This is a genomic window from Nocardioides sp. CFH 31398 (assembly GCF_022436705.1).
Classification (GTDB): Bacteria; Actinomycetota; Actinomycetes; order Propionibacteriales; family Nocardioidaceae; genus Nocardioides.
This window is the reverse complement of sequence record NZ_JAKUHT010000015.1, coordinates 1-21,273: the sequence shown is the minus strand read 5'-3', so window position 1 is coordinate 21,273 and position 21,273 is coordinate 1. Positions and strand designations below refer to the sequence as shown.

Below are 21,273 nucleotides of genomic sequence, written 5' to 3'. Positions count from 1 at the left end.
ACCTCCAGGGGGAGCCGGCCGCCCTAGGGTGGGCCCGACCAGCACGGGGACGGACGACAGGGGGTGGCGCGTGGAGGTCCGACGCACCGAGATCGAGGGTCTGCTGGAGCTGCGCCCGACGCCGCACCGCGACCACCGGGGCTTCTTCTCGCGCACCTTCGACATGGCCACCGCCGCGGAGGCCGGCATCGACGGCCGCGCCTTCCTCCAGGACAGCCTGTCCCGGTCGGCGTACGGCGTGGTCCGGGGCCTGCACGTGCGGACCGGCCGCGGGGAGAACAAGCTCGTGCGCTGCTCGTCCGGGGCGGTCTTCGACGTGGTCGTCGACCTGAGGCCGGGCTCGCCGACCCACGGCCGGCACCTCACCTTCCACCTCGACGGCGACGAGCAGAACTCGATCTACGTGCCCGCCGGGTGCGCCCACGGCTTCCAGGCCCTCACCGAGGTGGCCGACACGTCGTACCGGATCGACGCGGAGCACGACCCGAGCGAGGACCTCACGATCGCCTGGGACGACCCCGACCTCGCGATCGAGTGGCCGCTGCCGGCGTCCGCGATGAGCGACGCCGACCGCCACGCTCCCCCGCTGGCGGACTGCGCGGAGGCCCTGGCGAGGATCGCCCCCGCGCCCCGCTGAGCCGGGCCCGCGGCCCCGTCGGACGGTCATCGTCGGCCCCCGCTCACCAGGCGATGGCGTGGTAGCGGACACCCGCGGAGCGCAGGCGTCCCAGGAGCGGGTCCGGGAGGCGGACGAGGTCGACCAGGTCGACGTCCAGCGGCGCCCCACCGTCGGCGAGGGCCGTCAGGGCCGTCAGCACGGCCTCGTCCTGGGCGCCGACCACGAGGGTGCGGCCGTGGCCGGCGACCTCGTCGGCCTCCTCGGTCATCAGCTCCGCGAGGTGCGGGAGCCGCTGCTCGACGAACGCCCGGTTCGACCCGACCAGGCGCGCGAGCTGCAGCACGGCGTCGAAGATGCGCAGGTCGAAGCCCTTGCCGACCAGCCGCTCGGCCAGCTCGACCAGGGGGCTCTCGCGGAGGTCGTCGGTGCCGGCCTTGAAGGTGAGCCCGAACATCCCGACGTCACGGTGCTCGAGGTCGACGACGGCTCGGACGGCGCGCTCGAGGTGCGCGAGGTTCGAGGGCAGGACGTGGTCGAGGATCGGCACCTCGACGTCGCGGGTGCGAGCGACGTGGGTGAGGGCGCGGACGTCCTTGGGCAGGCAGGAGCCGCCGAACGCGAAGCCGGGTCGCAGGTACGCCGGGCTGACGTTGAGCTTGGTGTCCGACAGGAAGATCTCGCTCACCTCGTGGGAGTCGACCCCGAGCGAGGAGCACACCGCGCCGATCTCGTTCGCGAAGCCCACCTTGAGCGCGTGGAAGCTGTTGTCGACGTACTTGGTCATCTCGGCGGTGCCGATCCCCACGCGGAAGCGCGGCCCCGGCAGCCCGTCGTACAGGGCGAGGACGGCGTCGCCGGCGCGGTCGTCGCTCTGCCCGACCACCGTCTTCGGCGGGTCGTAGAAGTCGCTCACGCTGCTGCCCTCGCGGAGGAACTCGGGGTTCACGCAGACGCCGAAGTCGACCCCGACCTGCTTGCCGGAGAACTTCTCGAGCAGCGGCACCAGCAGGCCCTCGCAGGTCCCCGGCAGCATCGTGCTGCGGAACACCACGGTGTGCCAGGCGTCCTTGTCGGCGAGCGCCAGGCCGAGCTCCTCGCTGACGCGCTCGAGGTGCTCGGTCGAGAGGCGGCCGCCCTGGCCGGACGGCGTGCCGACGCAGACGAGCGAGACGTCGGTGTCGGCGACCGCGGCCGCGAGGTCGTCGCCCACCGTGAGCCGGCCGTCGGCGACCACCTCGGCGACGAGGTCGCCGATGCGCTCCTCGACGATCGGGGCGACGCCACGCGCCAGCAGCGCGGTCTTCGAGGGGTCGACGTCGACGCCGACGACGGCGTGGCCCCCCGCGGCGAAGCAGGCCGCGGAGACGCAGCCGACGTACCCGAGACCGAGCACGGACAGGCGCGCACGGCTGAGGTCGTGTGTCATGTGGATCCCCCCTGGACTGGCACACGGACCCGTCGATCGTACGGCCGTCGGGGAGCGTCGGGCGGGGGTTGCTTGAATCTTGCACCTGCGCGCAGGAACCCTAGGAGGGTCCTGGTGCCCAGGTGGTCGTCACCACCAGGTCGACCGCCGGGCGGACGACGACGCGCACCAGGCAGGCGGGCCGCCGGGCCTCGAGGCGTGACGACGACCAGCCCCGGTGGGTGGCGGGGTCCGCCTCGACCACCTCGACGACGTACGGCGCGGAGGCGTCCAGGCGGGCCACGGCCACCTCGGTGCCGTCGGGTCGCAGGACCCGGAAGCCGTCGGCGGTCGGCTGCGCACCCAGGCCGGGAGCCAGCGGCCAGGACACGACCGCGGCGTGGGCTCCGCCTCCCGGCGCCTCCAGGACGTCGCGGACCTCCAGCCCGAGCCGGTCGGGCGGGGCGGTGACGCGGCGGCGGTGGCGCACCGGGTCGGGCAACCGGGTGTAGCCGTCGTGGGCGGCGTCGACGACCCCGGCGTCGAGGTCGACCCCGACCTCGTCGACCTCCGCGTGGGTGGTCCACAGGAACGCGCCGGCCATCTGCGAGGAGTCCTCGCCGTCCACCTCGAGGGTCGCGTGGGCGGCGGTGCTGCGGTGGACGGCCCGCCACGCGGGGTGGCCGTAGTAGCTCGCCGTCCCGGGGTCCTCGACGACCTCCTCGCCGTCGAGGGTCCAGGTGAGGGCGAGCGCGTCGGCGTGGCCGTGCGCCGCGATCGCGAGGTAGCCCAGCGGCCCGACGTCGACGGTGACCCGCTGCCGTCGGCCGCCCGCGCGCGAGCGGAGGACGACCAGCCCGCCGTGCGGGGCGTGCAGGCTGCCCTGCGGCCCCGGCGGGGTCCAGGGGCCGGGCACCGGGCCGACCCGGCCGCCCGTGGCCGCCTGCACCCAGTGCGGGCCCGGGCCGGTCGCGGGGGTGTCGGGCGGCGGCGCGGGGGCGCCGTACGCCGCGAGCAGGGCGAGGTGGTCGCGCACCGTCGGGTGGCTCGCGGGCCCGAGCCGCAACGCGAACCCCTCGTCGTCGTCGCCGTACCGGGGCACGGGCTCGCCGTCGGCGACCAGCGCGGCGAGGAGGTCGCCGCTGCGGCGCACGGCGTGCTCGACCGCCCTCGGCGCGTCGCGTCCACCGGCACGGAGCAGCACGAGGACGACGAGCAGCAGGTCGGCGGTGAAGACCTGGTAGCCCACCGCCTGCTCGGCGCCGACGCCGTCCGGCAGGACCTGGCGGTCCGCCTCGGCGGCGAGCAGGCCGAGCGCGCGTCGGCACCGCTCCTCGGCCCGGGGCAGCTCGGGCAGCAGCAGGGTCGTGGTCACCAGGCCGGCGAGCTCGCCGACGAGGTGGTTGTTGGCCGAGCTGTGCAGCGACCGCTCCCGCCAGCAGGCGCGGGCGCCGGCGTCGAGCACGGTGACGAGGCGGCGGAAGCGGTCGCGGTCGAGCAGCGGGCTGTCGCGCAACCCCTGCAGGGCCACCAGCACCGAGATCGCCCGCACGCCTGCCTCGAACGCCCCGCGCCATGCGATGCCCACCCCGACGGGGTTGGCCTCCACCCAGGAGTCGAGGTGGCGGAACGTCGTCTCGGCGAACACGTCGCGACCGGTGACGAGCCACGCCTGGGCCAGCCACGGCAGGTGCTGGAGCCGGTTGAGCTCCCAGACCCACTTCGGGTCGGCGGGGGCCGTGCGGTGGTCGAGCCGGCCGGCGGGCACCCGGGGCCAGTGGTGGTCGCTCAGCGGGTCGTGGTGCCAGTCGGGCGGGTCGGCCAGCTGCGCCTCGGGGTAGCCGAAGTACCGCACACGCCCCTCGAGGACGCGCTCGGCGGCCGCCACCACGGCGGCGACGGACCCCGGCGCCTCGGCGGCGACCCGCAGCGCCCGGTCACGGTCCAGCAGCAGCGGGCGGTCGTCGGCGCGTCGGAACGCGGCCAGCGCGTCGTCCCACCAGGAGTCGTCGGTGGGCAGCCCGTCGCCCGGACGGCCGAGGGCCGGGGGGACGACGTCCCGCGCGACGTCCTGGGCGGCACGCCGGACGCGCCAGGCGACCTCGGCCGGGCCCATCGTCCGCAGCCGGCGGGCGTACCAGCCGAGTCGTCCCGCGTCGACCACCCCGCGCCTCCGTCCGTCGTCCACGACCCCGGGCGCGACCTGCGCCGGGGCGAGGTTAGCCCTCGCGGGGCGGGGCGCTCGTGGGAGAGTTGGCGGGTGCCCGCGACCCCACGCCCGCGCGGTGCCGCCGAGCAGGACCACCTCCGGTGACGGTCGGTCCGGACCCCACCGACTCCCCGGCCCCCGCGACCGCGCCCGACGCCGTCGGTGACGACGACCCCGCGACCGCCGGGTCCAGCGGGCTGCGGAGGCGGATCGGCCGGGTGGCCGCGGCGTCCGCCGCCGCGATCGTCGTCGGACAGCTCATCACGATGGTGCAGACCGTCGTCCTCGCGCGGATCCTGTCCCCCACCGAGGTCGGCCTCTTCGCCGCCGGGAGCGTCCTGACCGCCTTCGCGACCACCTTCGTCGAGGGTGGCCTGCGGTCGGGGCTCGTGCACCGCGACGGCGAGGTGGACGACGCCGCCGAGACCGTCTTCCGCGCGACGCTCGCCTCCGGCGCCCTGATGACCCTGCTGGCGCTGGCCGCGGCGCCGGTGATCGGCTACGTCTTCGACGACCGGACCGCGGGCGTCGTCGCCGCGAGCATGGCGGGCGGGGTCCTGCTCATGTCGCTGGTCAACGTGCCCGAGGCGCTGCTGCAGCGGCAGTTCAGCGTGCTGCGCCGCCTCGTCGTGGGCCCGTCGGTGTCGGTCGTGTTCGCCGTCGTGTCGGTGGGCCTGGCGCTGGCCGGCTTCGGGGTGTGGAGCCTGGTGGTCGGCAGCTACGCCTCGACGCTGACCTGGGTGGCGACCCTGTGGTGGATCTGCGACTGGCGCCCGGGTCGGGGCCGTCCGACGCTGGGGCTCTACCGCGAGCTCGTCGGGTACGGCGCCCCGCTGGCGATCGGCCTCTTCGCCGACCAGGGCGCGAAGTCGGTCCAGGCGTTCATCACCGGCGGCCTGCTCGGCGTGCAGAACCTCGGCCTCTACCGCTACGGCGAGCGGATCGCGATGATCCCGGTCGGCGTGATCGTCGAGGTGGGGGCCAACTCGCTGTTCCCGGCGTACTCCCGCATCAGCGGCGACCTCGAGCGGTTCCGGGCCGCCTACCTGCGGGCCCTCACCCTGGTCGTCGTCGTCGGTGCGGCGATGAGCGCCGCCCTCGCCGCGGTGGCCGTGCCGATGGTCGTGGTCGTGCTGGGCGAGGAGTGGCGCGGCGCCGGCGTCGCCCTGCTCGGGATGGCGGGCCTCGGGCTGGGGACGGCGATCTCGACGTCCGCCGAGGCGATCAAGGGCGCCGGCCGGACGACGCTGCTGAACTGGGTGACCGGGGTCGAGGTGGTCCTGGGCATCGGGCTCCTGGCGCTGCTCGCGTGGACCTCCGGCCTCCTCGGGGTCGGTCTCGCCGTCAGCCTCACGTCACTGGCCGCCGGGGTCGTGCTGCTCGCCATGGCGCGCAGCGTGCTGGGCCTCGCGTGGGGCCCGGTGCTGGGTGCGGTGCTGCCGACCGTGGTGGCGGCGGCCCTCGCGGGTGGCCTCGTCCACGCCCTCGAGTCCCTGGTGCTCGACTCCGCCGGCCGCGGGCTGTGGGTGGCCCTGGCCTTCCTGCTGCTGGACGGCCTCGTCTACCTCGCGGCGTACGCCGTGCTCCTGCGGGTGCTGGCCCCCCGCGCCGCCCGCACGGTCACCGAGGCCGCGCGCCCCGTCGTGGCGACCGTGTTGCGTCGCGGCTGAGCGACCCCGCGCCGGCTCGGACGGCGGCGGACGCACGCGTGTCCCCGGGCCACCACCCCACCGGTGGTCGAGCAGCACGCGAGCGCAGCGAGCGCGCGTCGTCGAGACCACGGTGAGAGACCCTGGGTCTGGTGCCGGCGGGTCAGGGCGACGTGTGCGACTCCGAACCTCTCTCTCGCACAGCTCGTCCTGGACCGGCTGCGGTCCTGGTGACCACCGTGTCGGTCAGCCCTCCACCAGCGCGCGCCAGCGGGCGCCGACCGCCTCCCAGCGATAGTGAGACTGCAGCAGGGCGTGGGCGGCGGTGCGGAGTCGATCGCGCTCGGAGCCCTCGTCGAGGACCCGGAGGACGGCGGAGGCGAGGCCCTCGGGGGTGTCGGCGACGAGGACGTGCTCGCCGTCGCGGGCGCCGCCCACCGCCTCGATGCCGCGGGTCGTGGTGACGACGACCAGGCCCATGCCGAACGCCTCGAGCACCTTGTTCTTCAGCCCGCTGCCGGTGCGCATCGCGTTGATCGCGACGGGGACGTCGGCGAGGGCCTCGGCCAGGTCGGGCACGAAACCGGTGAGCTCGACCGAGGGGTCGGCGGCCGCGGCCGCGGTGAGCCAGTCGGGCGCGTTCGGTCCGGCGATCCGCACCCGCACCCCCTGCCCGCGCAGCAGCGGCGCGTGCACCGCCTCCAGGAACCAGCGCAGCGCCTCCTGGTTGGGCCCGAAGACGAGGTTGCCCCAGAAGCCCACGGCGCGGGCGGACCCCGGCGGCAGCATGCCGGTCAGGAAGCGGTCGTCCACGCCGTTCGGCACCGTGGCCACCCGGGCGTCCGGGCCCGCGAGCGACTCCAGCTCCGCGGTGTCCTGGGCGCTGATGGTGACGACCTCGTCGAACCGGCCGGGCAGGCCGGCCTCGAGGGCACGGGTGCGAGCCATCCTGAGGCGGTCCCGCAGCCGGGCGCGGGGCCCGCTGGGCGGCGACACCTCCAGCTCGCGGCGGCGGGTCAGCGTGGTGCTGTCGCAGACGTCGAGCACCCGCCGCAGCCGTGCCCCGTCGGGGGCGGCCTCCGCCAGGTCGCCCCCGAAGACGACGACGAGGTCGACGTCGTGCTCGGCCACGAGCGCGTCGAGGCGTCGCCTCGCGGCGGCGAGGGCGGCGGGTCGCGAGGTGCGGAGCCAGTCCGCGTCGCTGCGGCGCAGGTGCCGCCTCGGGCTCGTGGCCCCGACGAGCAGGTCGTCGACCCAGGTCGTCGAGGCGAAGCCCGCCACCGGGGTCCCGCTCGCGGGCCGGTCCGGCTCGTCGTCGGGGGCGAGGCGGACGACGGCGAGGTGCGCCGGACCGGGGGTGTGGGCGCAGAGGTTGCGGACCCGCAGGTCGTAGCCGCTGGTCGGCGACGTGGGGGCGCGCGACGCGAGCACGAGGGTGCTCACCGTCGTCCCCACCGCTGCTTCACCCGGTACGCCAGCCCGACCAGGGGCGGCGCGACGCGGAGACCGGCACGGACGACGGCGAGCCGCACGTCCGGGCCGAGGCGCCACGCCTCGTCGTAGTGGCGGCGGGCCCGGGCGGTCGAGCCCTCGCGCAGCGCGGCGCGGGCGTGCCGGACGGCGGCCTCCCGTCGGCGGCGGGCGAGGGTCCGCTCGAGCGCCGCCTCGTCCTCGGGCGCACCGGTCCGCTCGACGGCACGGCGCAGCACGCCCTCGACCTGGACGTCGAGCTCGTCGGCGGCCGCGTCGTCGTCCGGGCGGCTGACGGAGCCGGCCTCGATCCGGAAGCGCCCGAGCCGGTCGGGGACGGTCCTGACGTCGTGGCCCGTCACGAGCAGCCGCAACCAGAAGTCGAGGTCGCTGACCTTGCTGGTGTCGGGCCGCAGGCTGGTCATGCCGCCGACGGAGTCCCACACGTCGCGACGGATCGCCGCCGTGTAGTACGGGCACGGCCCGTCGACCACGTCGGCGACCCGGAGCGGCCGGGACGGGTCGGCGGTCCCCCGCTGGCCCGCCGTCTCCAGGTAGCTGCCGGGCGGGTCGGGCTCGGTGTCGCTGAAGCGCACCGCGTCGCACGTCACCGCCGCCACGTCGGGGTGGGCGGCGATCACCTCGAGCATGCGGGCGAGGAAGGTGGGGGCGACGTGGTCGTCGGAGTTGAGGACGACGAGCCACCGGCCCGTGGCGTGCGTCGCGGCCGCGGCGATGCCGCCCGCGGCGCCGCGGTTCTCCTGGCGGACCAGGTGGATGCGGGGGTCGACCGTGAACGGCGCGACCACGGCGGCCATCGCGTCGGAGCGGCCGTTGTCGACGACGACGAGCTCCCAGTCGGCGACCGTCTGGTCGAGCACGGCACCGATCGCGCGGCCCACGGTGTCCTCGGTGCGGTACGCCGTGGTGAGGACGCTGAAGGTCGGCCCCGGTCCCGGCGCGGTCGTGCTCACGCCGACCTCCCGTGCTCTCCGGTGCCCGAGCGGGGAGCGGCGTCCCCGAGCAGCCGGGCGTAGAAGGCGAGCAGGTGGCGACGCGAGGTCTCCCAGGACAGCTCGTGCTCGACGCGCTCGCGACCGCGCCGTCCCATGGACTCCCGCAGCGCCGGGTCGTCGAGGAGCCGCTCCACGGCGTCGGCGAACACCGTGGTGTCGTCGTCGGCGGCGTAGAGGGCGGCGTCGGCGGCGGAGACCCGCGCCTCCTTGAGGTCGAAGGACACCAGGGGGCGCCCCATCGCCATGTACTCGACGACCTTGTTCATCGTCGAGAGGTCGTTCAGGGGGTTCCTCGGGTCCGGCGAGAGGCACACCGACGCGGTCGACAGGCAGCGGCGCACGTAGTCGTCGGAGACCCGGCCGGGGAACTCCACGACGTCGTCCAGGCCCAGCTCGGCGCGGAGCTCCAGCAGGTCGTCGAGGGCGTCGCCCGCCCCCATGAGGATGCAGTGGAAGTCGTCGCGACCGCGGTCCCGCAGCGCGGCGACGGCCCGCAGCGCGTAGTCGACGCCGTCCTGCGGGCCCATGACGCCGAGGTAGGCGAGCAGGTGCTCCTTGCCGCGGCGCAGGTCGGGGTCGGGGGCCATGGGGGTGAAGCGGGCGAGGTCCGGCCCGCTGCGGACGACGGTGACCGAGGCCGGGTCGACCCCGCCCCGCCGCACGGCGACCTCGCGGTAGCTCTCGTTGGTCGAGATCACCCCGTCGGCGAGCGCGAAGGTGATGCGCTCGACCAGGCGTGTCGCCCAGTAGAGCAGGCCGCGGCGCGAGCCGGAGAAGCGCGACAGGAAGAGCTCCGGGACCAGGTCGTGGTGGTCGAACACGAAGCGGGCTCCGCGGGGCCGCAGCAGCAGCGCGACCAGGAACAGCAGGTCCGGCGGGTTGCACGCCTGGACGACGTCGACCGGGCCGCGGCGGCGGACCTTCAGGGCGAGGCGCACGGTGTGCCACAGCGCCACGGCGTACTCCCGCGGGTAGCCGGACGCGCCGCCCGTGGCGGCGACGAGGGGGTAGCGCAGCACCCGGATGCCGTCGACGACGGCCTCGGGCTCGGTGTCCTGGGTGGTGCCCTGCGGGCAGATGACGGTGACGTCGTAGCCGGCCTCGACGAGGCAGCGGCTCTCCTGGGTCACGCGGCGGTCCAGCGGGACCGACAGGTTCTCGACCAGGACCAGGACGTGGGGTGCCCTGCGGGCGGAGCTCATGAGGCGTGCCTCTCGTGGCGGTCGTGCCGGTCAGGACGATCGTGCCGGTCGTGAGGGGGGCGGTCCTCCCCGGGTGCGAGGCCGGTCACCTCGGCGAGCAGGTCCTCGTACCCACGGGCGGTGGCGGCCACGTCGAAGTCGCGCTCCGCCCGCCGGCGGGCGGCGGCGCCCGCGCGACGTCGTCCGTCGGGGTCGCGCGCGAGACCGACGAGCGCCTCGGCCAGCGCGCGGCGGTCCCCGACGGCGACGAGGCGGCCCTGCTCGGGGTCGTCGACCATGTCGCGCAGCGCGCCGCAGTCGGTGGCCACCACGGGGAGGCCGGCGGCCATCGCCTCGATGACGACGAGCGGGGCGGCCTCGTGGACCGACGACAGCGCGAGGACGTCGAACCCCGGCAGCAGGTCGGCCACGTCGCGGCGCACGCCGGTGAACAGGACGGCGTCGGCGAGGCCGAGGTCGTGGGCGAGCCGCTCGAGCTCCGGGCCGCGGTCGCCCTCGCCGACGACGACCAGGCGGGCACCGGGGACGGCGTCGCGTACCGAGACGAACGCCTCGAGCAGCACGTGGTGGGCCTTCTGCGCCGACAGGCGCGCGACGACGCCGACGACGAACGCGTCGTGCGGCAGCCCGAGGGTCGCCCGGGCGGCCTCGCGGGCGCCGTCCGCGACCGGCGGTGGCAGCGCGATCCCGTTCGGGACGACGACCTCGCGGGTCCGGCTCCACGGACGGCGGCCCACCCCCTCCTCGTCGTGGAGGTAGCGGCCCTGGCTGGGCGCGAGCAGGACCAGGGCGTCCAGCCAGCGGAGCGTGGCGACGGTCGAGGCCGGCAGCACCCGCCCGCCCAGCCCGACGAGGCCCATGTCGTGCGCGGCGACGAGCGCGTGGCGCACCCCCGCGAGCCGTCCGGCGGCGCGGGCGAGGACGAGGGACGCACGGTGGTGGTGCGAGACCAGGACGGCGTCGGCACCCCGCAGGGCGCGGACCAGCCGGGGCACGGTGCGCAGGTCGAAGCGGCCGGTCCGGCGCAGCGCGGTCACCGGGACGCCGACGCGGCGGAAGTCGTCGGCCAGGGGTCCCTCCTCGCGCAGGCAGACCAGCCGGGCCCGCACCCGGGCCGGGTCGAGGGCCGCGCACATGGCGAGGACGACGTTCTCGGCGCCCCCCACCGCGGTCGTGTCCATGACGATCGCCAGCTCGACGGGCCGGCCGCCGCGGCCCGACGTGCGTCGTCCCGCGGGCCGCAGCCCCGCCAGCCGTCGCTCGGTCTCGCGGACGTTCGCGGTCAGGGTGAAGCGCTGCCGCACCCGGGCCTGCCCGGCGGCCCCCATCCTCCGGCGCAGGTCGGGGTCGGCGGCGAGGGCGGCCAGCCTGTCCGCCAGCGCCGCCTCGTCGCGGGAGGCGACGAGGAACCCGGTCTCGCCGTCGACGAGGATCTCGGCGACGCCGCCGACGTCGGTGCAGACCGCCGGCAGGCCGGTGGCCATCGCCTCGAGCAGGGAGATGGGGAAGCACTCGACCGCCGAGGAGGCGAGGGTGGACACGTCGAGCGCGGCCAGCACCTGCGGCACGTCGGAGCGGTAGCCGGCGAAGACCACGGCGTCCCCCAGCCCGAGGGCGGCGGCACGGGCCTCGAGCTCGGCGCGGCGGTCGCCGTCGCCGACGACCACCAGCCGCGCGCGAGGGACGACGGCGACCACCCGGCGCACGGCGGCCAGGAGCAGCTCGTGCTCCTTCTCGGGACGCAGCGCGGCGAGGATGCCGATCGCGACGTCGTCCGGCGCCAGGCCCAGGTCGGCGCGCACCGCGTCGCGGGCGGCGAGGTCCTCGGGGCGGCCGAAGGCGTCGACGTCCACCCCGTTGTGGAGCACGCGGACCTTCGCCTCGGGGTAGCCGAGCTCGTCGACGAGGTAGGGCACCTGGCGGTCGGCGACGCCGAAGTAGGCGTCCGTGACGGGGTCGAGCAGACGGTCGGCGAGCGCCCGGAGCCGGCCGCGGGGCGTCAGGGAGCCGCAGTTGTGGACCCACACGACCGAGCGCGGGACCCGGGCGAGGGTGGCGGCCACCCGGCCCACGAGCTCGGCGCTGTAGCCCCGGGCGACGACGACGTCGGTGCCGGAGGCCCGCAGCTGTCGGGCGAGGGCGACCACGCTGCGCAGGACGTCGCGACGGGCGTGGCCGAAGGACGTGGCCGGCGCGACCCCGGCCGCGGCGTCGAACAGCCGGCCGGGCTCGCCCAGGCAGACGACCCGCGGCTCCACGACGTCACGGTCGAGCCGGGTCAGCAGGTCGACGACGTGGCGCTCGGCCCCGCCGACCGCGAGGTCGGGCACGACGAAGGTGACGCGCAGGGGTCGCGGGTCACCACCGGCGCCGCCGGTCGGGCTGCTCATCGGACGAGCCCGCGGTAGAGGTCGTCGAGGGTGCGCCAGGTGCGGTCGACGGAGAACTCGGCCTCGACCCGCCGCCGACCGCCGGCGCCGAGCCGCGCGCGGAGTGCGGCGTCGTCCAGCACCGTCCGCAGCGCTCCCGCCAGGGCGTCGACGTCGTCGGGGGGCACCAGCAGGCCGCTGTCGGCGTCGACGAGGTCGACGACCCCGCCGACCTCCGTCGCGACCACGGCCAGGCCGCGGGCCATCGCCTCGAGGACCGCCATCGGCTGACCCTCCCACCGCGACGGCAGCACGAGGACGTCGGCCGCGGCGAGCAGGCCGTCGACCTCCGCCGGTGGCACCCAGCCACGCAGCTCGACGTCCGCACCGAGACCGTGACGGGCCACCGCCGCCCCGACCCGGTCGAGGTCGTCGCCGTCGCCGGCCACGACGAGCCTCGCGGGCGTGTGCAGGTCGGTGCGGACCTTCGCCCAGGCGTCGACGAGCAGCGGGACGTTCTTGAGCGCGCTGACCTGCCCGAGGAACAGGACGGTGGTCGGCGCACCCCCGCGGTCGGCGGGGGCCGGGGCGGGCCCCGGCTCGACGGCGTTCGGGACGACGACCACCTGGGCGCCCGGGGCGATCCGCTGCAGCACCGTCGCCCAGCTCGGGCCGAGCGCGACGACGACGTCGACGGCCTCGAGCGTCGTGCGGATCCAGCGCCGGAGCGGCCGCGGCGCCCGGTCGTGGTAGCTGTCGAACGCGCCCCCGTGCACGTGCAGGACCACGGGCACGCCACGCAGGACGGCCGCCCGGGCGAGCAGCGACTTGCGCACGAAGCTGCCCCGCGTCGAGGTGTGGACGTGGACCAGCGGGGGCGGGCGCAGCGCCAGGCGCAGCAGCACCTGGAGGGCGCCGAGGAGGAAGCGGACCACCTTGCGGGCCGTCGACCCGTCCTCGTGGGTGGCGACGTGGACGACCGACCAGCGCGTCCACAGCGGGGTGGTCCGCAAGGACCGGACGTAGCTGGCGATGCCGCCGCGGGTGGCGGTGCTGGTGGAGATCCACAGGACCCGGCGGCGTGCGCTCACGCGGGGACCGCCTCGTCGCCGCGGACGGGGTGGGAGCGGGGGACGACGGTCCGCTCCGCGACACCGATGGCGGCCCCCACCAGCGCCATCACGAGCAGGTTCGACACGTCGAAGAAGCGCTGGTCGACGAGGAGCCCCGAGACGATCCAGGAGACGTAGGCGAGCAGCGCCACGAGCACGAGGCGGCCCCGGGTCGGGTCCCCCGAGGTCCGCCGCAGTCCCCGCACGAGCCGCACGGCGACCACGACGACGATCGTCAGCCACAGTGCCGCCCCGACCAGGCCCAGCTCGGACGACACGGCGAGCAGGTCGTTGTGCGCGGCGATCGCGTAGCCGCGCTCCCACGGGATCTCGGGCGAGAACTGCTGGTGGTGGTAGGTGTTGACGGCACCGAAGCGGCCCACGCCCCACCCCGTCACCGGCTCCCTGAGGGTCGCCCACACCCCGGTCGCGTTGATGTTGAGGCGGTCGTCGATCTCGTTGGTCGACCCGATGCCGCCGGTCTCGCGGCTGGTCGTGGCCAGGCTGGCGAAGTTCGCGGCCGCCCCGGCGACGCCGACGAGCCCGGTGAGGACGAAGCCGGTGCGCCAGCCCCGCGCGAGCCAGACGCCGAGCACCACGACCAGGGCGAGGGCGACGTACACGGCCCGGGTGTAGGTGAGGAAGACCGAGTAGGCGCACGCGAGGGCCAGCAGCGCCGCACCGACCCGCGTGGTCCGGGCGCGCCACGGCTCGGAGGCGACCATCAGCGCGACGACGTACCCCACGACGAGCAGCAGGCCGTGGGCGGCGGGCTGGTTGACCACGCCGATGGCGCGGCCCACCCACACGTCGCTGCCCGCGGCGTACGACGGCCAGACCAGGGCGGCCGGCCCGTGGAACTGCATGATCGACACGTACGCCGAGTAGCCGCCGATCAGCAGCGTGGTGCGGACGAGCACCTCGACGCCGCCGGAGCGGCTCAGGACCGCGATCCCGACGAGCAGGACCACGAGGGGCATCACCGTCCCGACGAGGACGAAGCGGAGCAGGTCGATCTCGGTGCCGTCGGAGGGGAAGACGGCGTCGTAGGTGTGGGCGGACACCGCCGAGAAGAGGGTCCAGGCCACGTACGCCGCGACGACGTACCCGAGGCGGCCGACGGGCACCGACCGGGCCCCCTGGACCCGGCGGACCAGCAGGGCGGCCAGCAGCCCGCCGAACGCGAGGACGAAGGCGTCGGTGGGCAGCGGCCCCGTGGGCAGCGCCTGCCGCAGGAACGCGGAGACGAGGAGGTAGGCGGCGGCCAGCGCCGGGCTGGCCAGGCCGAGGACGACGGCGACCAGCGCGATCGCCGCCATCAGCACGAGCAGTCCGTACTGGGCGGGGGCGACGACGATCACGCCCGCGACGACCAGGCCGACCACCGCGAGCACGACCAGACCCGGGACGGTCGAGGACGGCGCGACCTCGCCCGCGGACGCCGGGTCGGCCGGCGGGCCCGGGGGCGGGGGCGGGCCGGCGGTCGACTCGGCGGTCGAGGTCACGCGGGGGTCACCGCCGGCCCCGCCGGCGGGCGAGGGCCCCGGTGGCGGCGGCGGCGCAGACCCCCAGGACGAGCCCGCCGACCAGCCCGAGGCCGAGGTTGGTCACGGGGTCGGCGGCGTTCTCGGACACGCCGCCGTCGAGCTGGAGGTCCTGCAGCTCGTCGGTCCGGTCCGCCTCGACGCGCAGCAGCTCGCCCCGCAGGGTCGCGACCCCGCCCGACTCCGCCCCGTCGGCGCGGCGACGGGCGTCGAGACGGCTCTGCAGCTGCTCCATCTGGGCCTGCTTCTCGTCGAGCCGCACCGCGTTGATGCTGTCGCGGAAGGCCTGGGCGACGGCCGAGGAGGCGTCGGCGGCCACGTCGGCGTCGTCCGCGGTGGCCTCGATGATCATGATCGGGCTGGAGGCGGCGGAGCGCGCCTCGATGGTGACGTCCCCCTCGACGCCCGCCTGCTCGAGGATCTGGGCCTGGTAGGCGACGTCGTCGAAGTAGTCGACGTACCCCTGGACGAGGACGGCGTCCTGGTCCGGGGAGCGGTCGTTGGAGCTGACGATGAGCGAGGATCGTCCGGTGTAGGTCGTGGGTGACAGCACCGTCGCCGCCACCGCTCCGCCCAGGGCGAGGAGCAGGACGACGACCACGACCCAGCGGTAGTCGCGGACGTCGGCCATCAGCGCGACGAGCAGGTCCCGCTCGCGACGCGTCGTGCGTTCCTTGGGCTCGGACATCCCTGGTGCGCCCCCTCGGCCACTCCCCCATGCGCCGGCGGGTGCCGGACTGCTCCGTCAGTGTAAGGACGCGGGGACGCCTCCCGGGAGGAACTCCTCACTATCCGCCGGCGGCTACCCGCTCACGCCCGAGGGCAGTCCCCGGTCGCGGAACCCCGCCCAGGGCGGCACCGTGACCTCGTAGCTGTCGTGGCGCTGCACGTAGGCGAAGCAGCCGGACTCGATGTAGGCGTCGCGGGCCCCGACGGTCTCGGTGACGGCGAAGTTCACGGCCTCGCCCCGCGTGACGGGCGAGTCCTCGGCCCACTGGCCGTCGCAGGCGTACGGCGCGAAGTACTCCAGGTTCTCGTCCTGGTTCTCCACGAAGCCGCCGTCGGCCAGGGCGTTGCCCGGGCGCTCGGCGTCCGGGTATCCCCCGCCGGCCTCGGCGAGGCCGCCGGCACCCCAGGTGCCGTTGACGAGGAAGATGAGGCCGTGCTCGTCGGCCACCTCGCGGGCCGTGCGCGTGATCTCGATGGCCCCGTCGCGGTAGGCCTGCTGGTCCTCGGCGCTCCAGGACTCCCAGTCGGTCTCCGGGAAGTACGAGCGCGAGCCGACGTCGTCGAGGAACCACCCGCCCATCTGGGGGTTCTCCTCGACCATGGTCTCGAGCACGCAGCGCAGCTTGTCCTGCAGCACCGTGCCCGGCCGGAAGTCGTTCAGGTCGCCGTACTCGTTGGCGCCCGGCTCCCCCGGCCACGCCGCGACGGCGGGGCCGCACGCGGACTCCCGCAGGAGCAGCTCGTGGTAGCGGCCGTGGTCGTTGTCGATGACCGGGTCCAGGTAGACCAGGACGGTCCCGCCGGCGGCCGCGACGTCGCGGAACGCCCGGTCGCCGTAGTTGTCCCGCCCGGCGACGACCAGCGCCCCGGGCTCGGCGTACTCCTCGACCCCCCGCGGCGGGCCGTAGGCGAGGGTCGCCGGCTGCGTCACCTCGCCGCCCGCGGACACCGGCGCCTCGCCGGAGTCGTCGTACGACGGGTCCTCGCCGGCGCACCCCGCGGCGAGCAGGACGAGGCACGCCGCGAGCGCGGCCGGCCACGGACGTCGCATGCGTCCAGCGTACGGAGCGCGCGAGGACGGGACCGGGCCCGAGGGCCCGGCCCCGTCGCGCCCCCCCCGGCTCAGCGTGGCCTGGTCACCCGGTGCGGCAGGCCGGTGCGTCGCGCCGGGCCCCACACCCGGGCCGAGTCGTAGCTCTGGTGGGTGGCGGCGAACGCGTAGCACCCGGTGCGGGCGAACGCCTGGCGCGAGGAGTCGTCGCGGGTGACGGCGAAGTTGAAGTGCTTGCCGCGCGTCGTCCTCGACCGGTTCGCCCACTGCGGCGCGCAGGGGTAGGCCTTGCCCCAGTAGGCGTCCGCGGTGTGGTTCTCCGCGAACGTGCCGTCGGCCAGCGCGTTGCCGTTGGCCGACTGGTTCGGGTAGCCGCCGCCGTGCTCCGCGGTCGAGCCGCCCTGCCAGGTTCCGTTGACCATGACGATGAGGCCGAAGCGGTCGGCGACGCGGCGGAACGTCTTCATGACGGCGATCGCCCCGGCGCGGTAGGCCCGCTGGTTGGCGGCGCCGAACCGGTTCCAGTCGAAGCCGGGGAACCACGACCTCGACCCGACGTCGTCGGCGAAGAAGCCACCGATGTGGGGGTTCTCCCGGGCGATGGTGCGCAGGACGCAGCCGAGCTTGCGCTGCAGCGTCGACCCGGGTCGGAAGTCGTTGAGGTAGCCCCAGTCGTTGGCGCGGATGTTCCCGGGCCAGCGACGGGTCGAGCCGCTGCCGCACCGCGACGGGTTGTTGAGCATCTGGTGGTAGCGGCCGTAGTCGTTGTCGATGATCGGGTCGAGGTACACCAGCACGGTGCCCCCGGCGCGGGAGACGTCCTTCATCGCGGGTGAGCCGAAGTTCTCCCGGCCCGCGATCACCAGCGAGCCGCGCCGGGCGTAGGGCTCCGCGTGCTGCGGGGCGCCGTACGCGACGAGGGCGGGCTGCGTGTGGGAGTTGTCGAGCCGGGGCTTGCCCTGGGCCTCGGCCGACCGGCCGAGGGCGGAGGCGCCGCCGGGGGCGAGTAGCCCGGTGAGGGCGGTGGCGAGGGCGAGGGCGAGGACGCCGGTCCTGAACCGGCGGGTGGTGCGTCCGAGCATGGGGGGCTCCGAGGGGGGTGGGGGGTGCTGCTGGGGGGTCTGCTGGTGGTGCGGGTGGTGCTGCCGTCGGCCGGTCAGGGCCGCCGGACGTGGGTGGGGAGCCCGGTACGACGGAACGGGCCCCAGACGGGCGCGGTGTCGTAGAGCTGGTGGGTGGCGGCGAAGGCGTAGCAGCCGGTCCGGGTGAAGTCGGCGCGGACTCGGTCGTCGCGGTGGACGGCGAAGTTGAAGGCGGTGCCGCGGGTGACCGGCGACTGGGTGGCCCACTGCGGCGCGCAGGGGTAGGCCCGGCCCCAGTAGGCGTCGGCGGTGTGGTTCTCGGCGAACGTGCCGTCGGCCAGCGCGTTGCCGTGCTCGGCCTGGTTCGGGTAGCCGCCGCCGTTGGTCGCGGTGGACCCGCCCTGCCAGGTGCCGTTGACCATGAAGATCAGGCCGTGACGGTCGGCGACCCGGCGGAAGGTCCGGGAGGCCGCGATGGCGCCGTCGCGGTAGGCCTGCTGGTTCTGCGCACCGAAGGAGGACCAGCTGAAGCCACCGAACCAGGAGCGGGAGCCGAGGTCGTCGGCGAAGAAGCCGCCGATGTGCGGGTTCTCGCGCACCATCGCCTCCAGGACGCACTCGAGCTTCTGCTGGACGACCGATCCGGGCCGGAAGTCGTTGAGGTACCCCCAGTCGTTGGCGCGCACGTCACCGGGCCACCGCTGCGTGGACTCCGGGCCGCAGGCGCCCGGCTCGTTCAGGAGCTGGTGGTAGCGGCCGTGGTCGTTGTCGATGACGACGTCGAGGTAGACCAGCACGGTCCCGCCGGCCTCGGAGACCTGCTTCATCTCCGGGGCCCCGTAGTTGTCGCGACCGGCGATGACCAGGGCCCCCTCCTGGGCGTAGGGCAGGGCGTGGCGGGCGGCGCCGTACGCCACGAGGCCGGGCTGGGTGACGCTGTTGTCGAGGACGACGGGCTCCGGCTCCGGCTCCGGCTCCGGCTCGGGCTCCGGCTCGGGCTCCGGCTCCGGCTCCGGCTCCGGCTCGGGCTCGGGCTGCGGTGCGAGGGAGCTGATGGACGCCAGGTGGCGGGTCACCTGGACGGCGCGGCCGTGGAGTCCGCGGACGACGACGCCGACGGCGACGCCGGTGGCCTCGTCGGGCACGTCCGCCTCGGCGGCGAGGCTCCGCCACAGCGGGCCCGTGAGCCGGCGGAAGGTGACGGTGGAGAGCTGCTCGCCGGTGGGGCCGAGGAAGGTGGTCACGAGGTCGGTCGCGGTGCCGGCGGCGGCCTTGACGTCGAGACCGAGACCGATGCGGGTCACGGCGTCGGGCAGCGGTGTCACGGGGGCGGTCACGCGCACGGGTCCGCGCGGGCCGTCGACCCGGAGCGCGTGGCGCGCCTCCTTGCGGACGACGGCGACCCGGGCCGAGGTGCCGTCGCCGTCCAGCCGCCAGCCGTCGCGGTGCTGCGCCAGGACCGGGTTCGGCGACAGGTTCGACCCGACCCGGAGGTCCGGCTCCTCCGCGCCTGCGGTGGCGGGCGCCAGCAGACCGGCGGCCACCAGACCGACGGCGCCGGTGGCCACGACACCGGACAGGCGGGGCCAGGGCATGCGGGACCAGGGCATGCGGAAGCAGGGCATGGAGAACTCCAGGGGGCGATCGCCGCGGGGCCCGGACGCCGGGGCGGTGGGGGGAGCTGGAACTACCTCAAGACGGTAGATCGCTTTTCCGCAAGAGTCCTGCAATTCGCCGAACTGCCCGGTGATGCCCAGGAAAGTCGAGGGAGATCCCTCACCCCGTCCCCCGGGTACGCGACAGGGCCCCCGTCACGAGTGACGGGGGCCCTGCCGACGTGCTGCGCGGAGCGGGCGCTGCTGCCTCTGGCAGCAGACGGGACTCAGAAGTCCATGCCGCCCATGCCGCCGGTCGGGTCGCCCGCGGGGGCGGCCTTCTCCGGCTTGTCGGCCACGACGGCCTCGGTGGTGAGGAACAGCGCGGCGATCGACGCGGCGTTCTGCAGCGCCGAGCGGGTGACCTTCACCGGGTCGTTGATGCCGGCGGCCAGCATGTCGACGTACTCGCCGGTGGCCGCGTTGAGGCCGTGACCGGCCTCCAGGTTGCGGACCTTCTCCGCCACGACGCCGCCCTCGAGGCCGGCGTTCACGGCGATCTGCTTCAGCGGGGCCTCGGTGGCCAGGCGCACGATCTGCGCACCGGTCGCCTCGTCGCCCTCGAGGTCGTTCTTCTCGAAGGCACGGTCGGAGGCCTGCACCAGGGCGACGCCGCCGCCGGCGACGATGCCCTCCTCGACGGCCGCCTTCGCGTTGCGGACGGCGTCCTCGATGCGGTGCTTGCGCTCCTTGAGCTCGACCTCGGTGGCCGCGCCGACCTTGATGACGGCGACGCCGCCGGCCAGCTTGGCGAGGCGCTCCTGGAGCTTCTCGCGGTCGTAGTCGGAGTCGGAGTTCTCGATCTCCGCGCGGATCTGGTTGACCCGGCCCTCGATCTGGGCCTGGTCGCCGGCGCCCTCGACGATGGTGGTCTCGTCCTTGGTGATGACGACCTTGCGGGCCTGGCCGAGCAGCTCGACGCCGGCGTTCTCCAGCTTGAGGCCGACCTCCTCGGAGATGACCTGACCGCCGGTGAGGATCGCGATGTCCTGCAGCATGGCCTTGCGTCGGTCACCGAAGCCCGGGGCCTTGACGGCGACGGACTTGAAGGTGCCCTTGATCTTGTTCACCACGAGGGTGGACAGCGCCTCGCCGTCGGTGTCCTCGGCGATGATCAGCAGCGGCTTGCCGGCCTGCATGACCTTCTCCAGCAGCGGGAGCAGGTCCTTCACCGACGAGACCTTCGAGTTGACGATCAGCACGTAGGGGTCGTCGAGGACGGCCTCCATGCGCTCCATGTCGGTCGCGAAGTACGCCGAGATGTAGCCCTTGTCGAAGCGCATGCCCTCGGTGAGCTCGAGGTCGAGCCCGAAGGTGTTCGACTCCTCGACGGTGATGACGCCTTCCTTGCCGACCTTGTCCATCGCCTCGGCGATGAGCTCGCCGACGGACAGGTCGCCCGCGGAGATGCCCGCGGTGGCGGCGATCTGCTCCTTGGTCTCGACGTCCTTCGCCATGCCGAGCAGCTGCTCGGAGACGTTGGCGACGGCCTGCTCGATGCCGCGCTTCAGCGCCATCGGGTTCGCGCCGGCGGCGACGTTGCGCAGGCCCTCGCGGACCATGGCCTGGGCGAGGACGGTGGCGGTGGTGGTGCCGTCGCCGGCGACGTCGTCGGTCTTCTTGGCGACCTCCTTGACGAGCTCGGCACCGATCTTCTCGTACGGGTCTTCGAGCTCGATCTCCTTGGCGATGCTCACACCATCGTTGGTGATGGTGGGCGCGCCCCACTTCTTCTCGAGGACGACGTTGCGGCCCTTGGGGCCGAGGGTGACCTTGACGGCGTCGGCGAGCGTGTTCATGCCACGCTCCAGGCCGCGCCGGGCCTCCTCGTTGAAAGCAATCAGCTTCGGCATGGCTCCTGCATCTCTCAACAGAGTGTCTGGGGTGGTCCGGGGCTGCCCGCGACGGACGGCCCACCTCGCGCCACGGACCCTTCCCGCGGCGGCGGCGGACCTCAGCTGACCGGTCCGGATTGGCACTCTCGTGGTGAGACTGCCAACACAATGTCTAGCACTCGGCCCAGGCGAGTGCAAACGCCTCCGGTGGGGCTCACCGAACCCCCGGGGCAGTTCCTCACGAGAACATCACGAGTCGTGGGGGGCCCCCCCCCCAACAGCCGGGGGGGGGGGGGGGACGGGGGGGGGGGGGCGGCGGGGGGGGG

15 protein-coding genes are annotated in these 21,273 nt (G+C 75.0%); 2 read left to right on the top strand and 13 right to left on the bottom strand.

The annotated features are described in order from the left end of the window. The first annotated feature begins 70 nt into the window (after positions 1-70). Entirely contained in the window at positions 71-637 is a 567-nt protein-coding gene (gene rfbC, locus MJ876_RS14190; protein WP_240237158.1) for a dTDP-4-dehydrorhamnose 3,5-epimerase, read from the top strand. A gap of 43 nt (positions 638-680) precedes the next feature. On the opposite strand, the gene MJ876_RS14185 is transcribed toward rfbC, so the two are convergent. Together MJ876_RS14185 and MJ876_RS14180 are read right to left on the bottom strand one after the other, a co-directional pair. Next, a complete protein-coding gene (locus MJ876_RS14185; protein WP_240237156.1) occupies positions 681-2,045 on the bottom strand; it encodes a nucleotide sugar dehydrogenase in 1,365 nt (454 codons plus the stop codon). 100 nt (positions 2,046-2,145) lie between these two features. After that, positions 2,146-4,188, bottom strand: coding sequence for an alginate lyase family protein (locus tag MJ876_RS14180; RefSeq protein ID WP_240237153.1), 2,043 nt, complete (start codon positions 4,186-4,188; stop codon positions 2,146-2,148). 146 nt (positions 4,189-4,334) lie between these two features. Here MJ876_RS14180 and MJ876_RS14175 point away from each other — a divergent pair, with 146 nt between their 5' ends. Next, positions 4,335-5,903, top strand: coding sequence for an oligosaccharide flippase family protein (locus MJ876_RS14175; protein WP_240237151.1), 1,569 nt, complete (start codon positions 4,335-4,337; stop codon positions 5,901-5,903). A 225-nt stretch (positions 5,904-6,128) separates the two neighbouring features. On the opposite strand, the gene MJ876_RS22290 is transcribed toward MJ876_RS14175, so the two are convergent. The 11 genes from MJ876_RS22290 to groL all read right to left on the bottom strand — a co-directional run bounded on the left by MJ876_RS22290 (position 6,129) and on the right by groL (position 20,965). Further along, positions 6,129-7,325: a glycosyltransferase family 4 protein gene (locus MJ876_RS22290; protein ID WP_240237149.1), complete on the bottom strand. Its 1,197-nt coding sequence runs from the start codon at positions 7,323-7,325 to the stop codon at positions 6,129-6,131. Continuing rightward, complete coding sequence (locus MJ876_RS14165; RefSeq protein WP_240237147.1) at positions 7,322-8,326, bottom strand: glycosyltransferase family 2 protein; 1,005 nt, start codon at positions 8,324-8,326, stop codon at positions 7,322-7,324. The genes MJ876_RS22290 and MJ876_RS14165 overlap by 4 nt, the downstream gene beginning before the upstream one ends. Next, the gene (locus tag MJ876_RS14160) at positions 8,323-9,570 is read right to left on the bottom strand and encodes a glycosyltransferase family 4 protein (protein ID WP_240237145.1); all 1,248 of its coding nucleotides are present in this window, start codon (positions 9,568-9,570) and stop codon (positions 8,323-8,325) included. The genes MJ876_RS14165 and MJ876_RS14160 overlap by 4 nt, the downstream gene beginning before the upstream one ends. Further along, a complete protein-coding gene (locus MJ876_RS14155) occupies positions 9,567-11,960 on the bottom strand; it encodes a glycosyltransferase (RefSeq protein WP_240237143.1) in 2,394 nt (797 codons plus the stop codon). Before MJ876_RS14155 ends, MJ876_RS14160 begins: the two co-directional genes overlap by 4 nt. Beyond that, a complete protein-coding gene (locus MJ876_RS14150) occupies positions 11,957-13,030 on the bottom strand; it encodes a glycosyltransferase family 4 protein (protein WP_240237141.1) in 1,074 nt (357 codons plus the stop codon). The genes MJ876_RS14155 and MJ876_RS14150 overlap by 4 nt, the downstream gene beginning before the upstream one ends. Next, a complete protein-coding gene (locus MJ876_RS22285) occupies positions 13,027-14,556 on the bottom strand; it encodes an O-antigen ligase (protein WP_240237138.1) in 1,530 nt (509 codons plus the stop codon). Before MJ876_RS22285 ends, MJ876_RS14150 begins: the two co-directional genes overlap by 4 nt. A 7-nt stretch (positions 14,557-14,563) precedes the next feature. Next, positions 14,564-15,283: a hypothetical protein gene (locus MJ876_RS14140; protein ID WP_240237136.1), complete on the bottom strand. Its 720-nt coding sequence runs from the start codon at positions 15,281-15,283 to the stop codon at positions 14,564-14,566. 114 nt (positions 15,284-15,397) lie between these two features. Then, the gene (locus tag MJ876_RS14135) at positions 15,398-16,375 is read right to left on the bottom strand and encodes a hypothetical protein (protein WP_240237134.1); all 978 of its coding nucleotides are present in this window, start codon (positions 16,373-16,375) and stop codon (positions 15,398-15,400) included. A gap of 71 nt (positions 16,376-16,446) precedes the next feature. After that, positions 16,447-17,457 carry a hypothetical protein gene (locus MJ876_RS14130; RefSeq protein ID WP_240237132.1) on the bottom strand — a complete coding sequence of 337 codons (1,011 nt, stop codon included), beginning with the start codon at positions 17,455-17,457 and terminating at the stop codon, positions 16,447-16,449. Positions 17,458-17,531: 74 nt separating this feature from the next. Further along, positions 17,532-19,052 (bottom strand): hypothetical protein, encoded by a 1,521-nt coding sequence (locus MJ876_RS14125; protein WP_240237130.1) that lies wholly within the window; start codon positions 19,050-19,052, stop codon positions 17,532-17,534. Between the two features lie 287 nt (positions 19,053-19,339). Next, positions 19,340-20,965, bottom strand: coding sequence for a chaperonin GroEL (gene groL, locus MJ876_RS14120; protein WP_240237128.1), 1,626 nt, complete (start codon positions 20,963-20,965; stop codon positions 19,340-19,342). Positions 20,966-21,273: the final 308 nt, after the last annotated feature.